Origin of the sequence: Nostoc flagelliforme FACHB-838, from assembly GCF_014698065.1 — a bacterium.
GTDB lineage: Bacteria > Cyanobacteriota > Cyanobacteriia > Cyanobacteriales > Nostocaceae > Nostoc > Nostoc flagelliforme_B.
In genome coordinates, this window is record NZ_JACJSI010000715.1 from 1 (window position 1) to 1,594 (window position 1,594).

Sequence of the window (1,594 nt, forward strand, 5' to 3'; positions counted from 1 at the left end):
CCAAACTTGACGACATGGCGACCAGTGAGTGCTTCAATCAGCTGATCTTCTAAATCGCCTCTTTCGTGCAAAGATGCACAGATTACTAACTCAATTGAAGCTTTATAAGGGTAATAGGAAAGCACTGCTAGCAAGTGTTTCAGGGATTGATTCACTTTTGCAGTAGCATCGTCGGTCACTCGCAAGTGGTTTTTGGGGTTAGCGTCGTAAGCCGCAAAACCTGACAACCACTGCTTATAGTCCAGTTTGGTCATTGCATCTCCCTCTAGGTACTCAACGTAACCTTCAGTGGGAGTCTCGGTTGGGCGGTAGTAACAGTTCTCTAAATAACTAGGAAACCTGATTTTTTGGTCTGACGATACAAATTTAATGCTGGAATTACCGAGGTCATAACCAGCAATAATTGTGAGTTTCCCTTTCTGCCCAGTATTGGCATTTCCGGTATTGATTGCCAAATCTGTCATAGGTTTTAATCCTCAAAATATTTAATTGGCAAGGTTCTGAAATTGCCTTTCTGCCTTGGTTTTTACTATCCTGCTTTAAGGTTGTAACCGATAATTTATACTTGGCATTTCAACCACTTAACACAGATTTAGTCTTCCCATGACATTTATGGCTGTTATCTGTTATGCTATATTATATAGGTCATGTATGTTAATAGCCCCTGGTGTGTCGTAAATGGCAGATGATATATAGTAAAGATTACAAAAGCAAGGTATGATAGGCTTAATGATGTACATAGCCTAGATATGCCAGATGACAAAAAAGACGAACCTACTGTAAGTTTTCGTGTTTTTCTCCCTGAATCATTGCGAACTGAATTTAAGGTCTGGTGTGCCAGGGAAAACACAAATATGAGTGAGAAAGCCCGAACACTAATAGAACAGTGGGTACAAACTAAAATTGATGCTGATAAAAAGCAGCGTCAATAAATTAACTAGATTGATCGCACTGCACTTTATGACTCAAATACCGAGCGACTACAACGGGCAATCACTTGTGTTAAGCAAATTTACTTAAAGTTTGTATTTTACTTGGATGTCAGGCTAACAGAAGTTCTGTAAGATGAGGCAGTAGTGAAATGAAGCGTACAACGGAGGTAGATATACAACACTATCAAAAGATAAATGGACAAAAGCGCCACTACTAAGTAGTGACGCTTTATCCGAAACTGAAAATTCAATATTCCAAAAATTGGAGCCGGAGGGGGATCTCAAACGCACCAAACCAGTGGACGAAAAGTTGGAAGCTTAGAAACCACTGATTGGCTAATGAGATTCAATCCGTGCTGCCTCACCATATTATATCGATAGCTGTGGCAACTTTGGTGTGCTACTGTGGCAGATTTTGGCTAAAAAAGTCATTAATTTGTTATGTGAAAAACCAAAACTTGGAAAAATCAAGCAATACAGCGAATTATGTAGATATTAGGGTTTAGCAGCGCGATAACCCCCTCCAGATACTGAAAACCAAAGTATTTGAGGGAAAAATCCGTGATTAATAGCAACCGCGTACTTCAACCACATGAAGTTATAGGTGGGTTCGAGATGATGTCTCGCCCCTCTCACATAGAAGTCAACCATTGGAATGAATG

Annotated in this window: 2 protein-coding genes; one reads left to right on the forward strand and one right to left on the reverse strand. The window is 39.9% G+C overall.

The annotated features are described in order from the left end of the window. On the reverse strand, window positions 1-464 hold a 464-nt coding region (locus tag H6G97_RS51050), incomplete at its 3' end, for a ParM/StbA family protein (protein WP_479684988.1). A 285-nt stretch (window positions 465-749) separates the two neighbouring features. Between H6G97_RS51050 and H6G97_RS51055 the strand changes: the two genes are divergently transcribed. Further along, window positions 750-932: a hypothetical protein gene (locus H6G97_RS51055; RefSeq protein WP_104902368.1), complete on the forward strand. Its 183-nt coding sequence runs from the start codon at window positions 750-752 to the stop codon at window positions 930-932. Window positions 933-1,594 lie beyond the last annotated feature (662 nt).